Source organism: Congregibacter sp. (assembly GCF_965660375.1).
In the GTDB taxonomy this organism is placed as follows: domain Bacteria; phylum Pseudomonadota; class Gammaproteobacteria; order Pseudomonadales; family Halieaceae; genus Congregibacter.
Genome location: NZ_CBFHZO010000009.1, coordinates 1 through 5,107, shown reverse-complemented (window position 1 = coordinate 5,107; position 5,107 = coordinate 1). Strand labels below are relative to the sequence as shown.

The window sequence follows — 5,107 nt, the reverse complement described above, 5'->3', positions numbered from 1 at the left end:
GAGTTTCAGGACACCAACACCATTCAATATGCCTGGCTTCGTGTGCTGGCGGGCGACCAGATTCCCGTGGTTGCCGTCGGTGACGACGATCAGTCCATTTACGGATGGCGCGGTGCCAAAATAGAGAACATTCAGCGTTTTGGTGAGGACTTTGGGGGGGCCAAAGTGGTGCGCCTGGAGCAGAACTATCGCTCTACCCAGACCATTCTCCAGGCCGCGAATGGCGTTATCGCAAACAACAGTGGCCGCCTGGGTAAAGAGCTGTGGAGCTCGGGGGAGACTGGCGAACCCCTGCAGCTTTATGCCGGCTTTAATGAGCAGGATGAAGCGCGTTTCATTGTTGAGCAGATCGAAAACTGGGTGAGCAACGGGCAAGCGCGACGATCGGTAGCCATTCTTTATCGCTCAAATGCACAATCCCGGGTATTGGAAGAGGCGCTGCTCCGTAGCGGTCTACCCTATCGTATTTACGGTGGCCAGCGATTCTATGAGCGCCTCGAGATCCGTAATGCCATGGCCTATCTCCGTCTGTTGGTAAGCCGGGGTGATGACGCCGCCTTTGAGCGCGTGATCAATACGCCCCCACGGGGCATAGGCAGCAAAACACTGGACGTATTGCGGGCAACGGCCAGAGAGCAGCAGTGTTCTTTGTGGCACGCAATACAGGCCTGTCAGGAGCACAAATTGCTGCCGGCGCGGGCGTTGACGGCCATGGATGGATTCCGGGTACTGGTGGATGAGCTCGATACGCTCACCGACCCCATGACTCTCGAGGAGCTGGTGGATCAGGCGATACGTCGATCCGGTCTGATCGCCTATCACGAAAAAGAGAAAGGCGAAAAAGGCCTCGCCCGCGTCGAGAACCTCGAGGAACTGGTAAACGCTGCTCGCACCTTTGTGCCCGAGGGAGAAGAGCTTTCACCCCTGCAGCAGTTTGTAGACAGCGCGGCACTGGATGCGGGAGAGGGGCAGGCTGACCCCCATGAAGACAGCGTGCAATTGATGACCCTGCACTCGGCCAAAGGTCTGGAGTTTCCCCTGGTGATCCTGGCCGGCATGGAGGAAAACCTCTTTCCTCACCGCATGTCCATTGAAGAACCCGGTCGTCTGGAAGAAGAGCGGCGTCTTTGTTATGTCGGTATTACCCGGGCTATGGAGCGCTTGATTCTCACCTACGCCGAAAGCCGACGGTTGCACGGCAGTGACAGCTACAACCCGCCCTCGCGCTTTGTACGGGAAATTCCCTCCGAGCTGGTCAACGAGGTGCGCCTGCAAACCAAGATCAGCCGTCCCGTGAGTCAGTTGTCGGGCAGCACGCCTGCGGCAGACACCGGCCTGAATCTCGGTCAGCGGGTGTATCACCAGATGTTTGGCGAGGGCGTTGTTCTCAATTTTGAAGGCCGCGGAAGCAATGCACGAGTCGAGGTGAACTTTGCCTCCGAGGGCACCAAGTGGCTGGTCGTGCAGTATGCAAAGTTGGAGGCGCTTTAAGCGCACTATTTTCCACCAAAGAATAAAAAGGCCGGTACAACGGCCCGAGGCAAAAGAGCTATGAGTAAGTCATCAGGGATTAATCGCGAAGCGCTGGCCGTCCTGCTTCTGGCCGCGGCACTCGTATTGCTCATCGGGTTGTGGGCTTTTGAACGCGTGGCAAACGACCGTGCGGCGGGACCCGGCAATGCCGGCGAGCTGGGTCAGGGTGGCGATAACATCGAGTGGAAGCTGGTAACCACCTGGCCGAAAAACCTGCCGGGCCTCGGGCATACCCCGGAAGTGTTCGCGCAAATGGTTCGTGAGATGAGCTCGGGTCGCCTAAACGTGCGTGTTTATGGTGCCGGTGAGATTGTTCCGGCCTTCGAGGTGTTTGACGCGGTGTCCTCGGGCGTTGCCCAGGTGGGGCACGGGGCCAGTTATTACTGGAAGGGAAAAATCCCCTCCTCGGTTTTTTTTACAGCGGTGCCCTTTGGGATGACCGCGCAGGAGATGAACGGCTGGCTTCACTACGGTGGCGGCATGGAGATCTGGCGCGAAGTTTACGCACCCGCGGGCCTGGTACCCTTTGCCGGCGGCAGCACCGGTGTGCAGATGGCCGGGTGGTTTAACCGTGAGATCAAGTCTCTGGATGACCTCAAGGGCTTGCGTATGCGCATCCCCGGCCTCGCCGGCGAAGTGTTCAGCGCCGCGGGGGGAGAGGCGGTGCGCATTCCCGGCGGTGAGGTGTATACCGCGCTGCAGACGGGCGTGATTGATGCCGTGGAATGGGTGGGCCCTTATAACGATTTGGCGCTGGGACTCCATGAGATTGCCGAGTATTACTACTACCCTGGCTGGCATGAGCCCGGCTCCATGCTTGAGTTCATTGTTAATGAAGATGCGCTCAACGCCTTGCCGGAAGACCTGCAGGCGATTGTTCGCTACGCCGCCCGCGCGGCTAACCAGGACATGCTGGACGAGTTCACCGCGCGGAATAATCGAGCGCTGCGGGAGATGATCGAGGTTCACGACGTAAAGCTGCGGCGTCTACCTGATGATGTGCTTGAGGCTCTCTATAAAGGTGGGGAAGTAGCCATGGCCAAGATGATCGAGAATGATCCACTGGCTGCCAGGGTGAACGCCTCTTTCCAGGCGTTTTTAAAAGACGTCCGCGCTTATCACGAGATATCCGAGCAGTCTTACATCAACGTGCGTCGAAAGGTTATGGGGCCGTTGATTGACGAGTGATTGCTGTCTGACAGCGCACTCCCCGTTTCAGTGTCGATGGGACCCCGATGGGACAACCTGATCTCTAAATCAGGCGAATGGAATAGCGCTGCCAGTATCAGCGCTCTACGATGGCTTGATGCTCTTTAGCCACAGCAAGCAAACCCCGCCTTCCGGAAATGCCTCACTGTATTTCTGGGGTTTTATCCTGGCCTTTTTTACCCAGCTCTCCTTCGCTGGGGAGTCTCAGCGTCTTGATCTGATCCTTGAAGACGAAGCGCTACCAGGGATCGCCTGGACATTTGTCGACAAGAGCGAAGTTTTGTCTGGTGGCAACGGTTATGCCGATATAAGCAGTGCAAAGTCCATGACCGCTAGCACTAAAGTGCAGGTTGGATCAGTCACTAAAACGCTTCTTGCTGTAGGCGTGTTGCATTTGATCTTTGAAGGGCGCTTAGCTTTGGATGCGAACGTCGAAGTACTGCTTCCATCCCTTAATTGGGGCAACCCCTGGCGAGGAGAAGCTCCGATCACCATAAGACACTTGCTGGAGCACACGGGGGGGCTGGATAACCTGCGAATGTGGCAGTTTCTCAATTCGGGGGTGTCCCCCGATACCCCTTTGGCCGAGGCTTTTCCTAACGACCACGATCATTTGTTGCGGCTGCGAACAAGACCCGGTAGCCAGTATTCCTACTCGAATATGGGATACGCCTTACTCGGTATGGTGATTGAGAAGGTGACCTCGGAGCGCTACGAGGACTATCTGAACCGGGAGGTTTTGCAGCCATTGGGGATGCTCGACAGCAGCTTTTCCTTCATTACTCAAGACCAGGATCCCCGTCTTGCCATGGGGTATTTTGAGGGCGCTGTACCGCAAAAGTCGGTCCCGCTGTTTTTGCGCCCCGCCGGGCAATTCACTACAACGGCTGCTGATATGCAGTTTTTTCTTCGTTTCTTACTGGGTAGCGGCAGCTTGAACGGCGGGCAGTTCGTTGCATCCGAACACATGGAGAACCTTGGGCGACCCTCAACGACAGACGCCTTCCACGCAGGCTTGACCATGGGACACGGCCTTGCGTTAGCTGCACGGGACCGACACGGGGTTATAGGGGAGTGTCATCCGGGAGAAACCTTTGGGTTTCGCGCCCAGCTCTGTGTGTTTCGGCAGGAGCAGAAAGCTTTTTTCTTTGCGGTTAATGGGGACGATGAAGTTGCTGACTATGAACGCCTTACCGCGTATTTCATTGATGCGATGAATATTAAGCCGCTAGCTCAAACTCCCGTGATTCCCAATGGAGCGTTGGAGCAATACGCTGGATTGTATACCTTGGCCCCAGCAAACATGGCGGAGTTTGCCTGGCTCGACTGGGTGTTTAACTCAATTTGGCTCAGTGTAGACCGACAGCGTAACGGTCTACTTTTGCACTCTCTCCAGGCACAACCGCGGCTGCTCCTGCCCTTGGGAGATGGACTGTTTCGAGATGTTGAGCGAAGCGTGGCGTCCCATGTTTTTATGGGCAAAGCGAACACTGTACTGAGTTATGGACTCATCACCTGGAAGAAGGCTTCGCCTTTACCACTACTGTTGGCCTGGGCAAGTCTCGTGGCGGGCGCTGTGGGCGTGCTGTACATAATTTTGCGCGGCGCATGGTTAACGCTTCGCGGCACATCTTTCGCAAACAGTGCCTTATTTCTACCCTGGATATGCCTTATGGCTTTTGCCATTCCAGCGTATCTATACAGCAGGCAGTCGTTTCTCCAGTTCGGGGAACTGACGGTGGCGAGCGCACTTCTTACCCTTGTTAGCGGACTTCTGCCATTGTCCCTGGGGTTCGCCCTTTTTCAGGTTCGTCGAAGAAGAAAGCTGATTCTCCCCGACCTGCTCGCTGTCTTAGTCAGCTTGCAGTTATGCCTGATGCTTGTTTTCCAGGGGGAACTCCCAATGGTTTTTTGGCGATAAACCGTGCAGGAGTAATTACTGGTGAGTAATGGTCCTGGTCCGCCGCTGTTCATCAATAGCAACAAAGACAAACTCGCCTTCGGTCACTTTGATGGGATCGCCGTCGTGGGGAGAGTTAATCCACACCTCCACCATAATCCGGATAGACGAGCGTCCGATCTCAATAACATCGCAAAAGCAGGACACCACCGCGCCCACGTGGACCGGGGTGATAAACGCCATACCATCAATGGCAACGGTGGCTACTCTTCCCTTGGCGACTTCCTCGGCGGTGATAGCGCCCGCGAGGTCCATTTGCGATAGCAACCAGCCACCGAAGATATCCCCGGAGGCGTTAGTGTCCTTGGGCATGGCGATGGTTTGTATGGCGAGTTCGCCCTGGGGTAGTGGTGTGGAGTCAATATCGCTCATGGTCTGCTTAGTCTGCGCTGGTTTCTGGTTGGA

At 56.0% G+C, this 5,107-nt stretch carries 4 protein-coding genes; 3 read left to right on the top strand and 1 reads right to left on the bottom strand.

The annotated features are described in order from the left end of the window. The 3 genes from ACTG3T_RS00700 to ACTG3T_RS00690 form a co-directional block, all read left to right on the top strand. A partial coding sequence (locus ACTG3T_RS00700; protein WP_439100340.1) for a 3'-5' exonuclease occupies positions 1-1,491 on the top strand: 1,491 nt, incomplete at its 5' end. Between the two features lie 60 nt (positions 1,492-1,551). Next, positions 1,552-2,721 carry a TRAP transporter substrate-binding protein gene (locus ACTG3T_RS00695; protein WP_439100339.1) on the top strand — a complete coding sequence of 390 codons (1,170 nt, stop codon included), beginning with the start codon at positions 1,552-1,554 and terminating at the stop codon, positions 2,719-2,721. A gap of 118 nt (positions 2,722-2,839) precedes the next feature. Next, positions 2,840-4,663 carry a serine hydrolase domain-containing protein gene (locus tag ACTG3T_RS00690; protein WP_439100338.1) on the top strand — a complete coding sequence of 608 codons (1,824 nt, stop codon included), beginning with the start codon at positions 2,840-2,842 and terminating at the stop codon, positions 4,661-4,663. Between the two features lie 15 nt (positions 4,664-4,678). Here ACTG3T_RS00690 and ACTG3T_RS00685 read toward each other — a convergent pair whose 3' ends face one another. Beyond that, positions 4,679-5,074, bottom strand: coding sequence for an acyl-CoA thioesterase (locus ACTG3T_RS00685; RefSeq protein WP_439100341.1), 396 nt, complete (start codon positions 5,072-5,074; stop codon positions 4,679-4,681). Between the last annotated feature and the right edge of the window lie 33 nt (positions 5,075-5,107).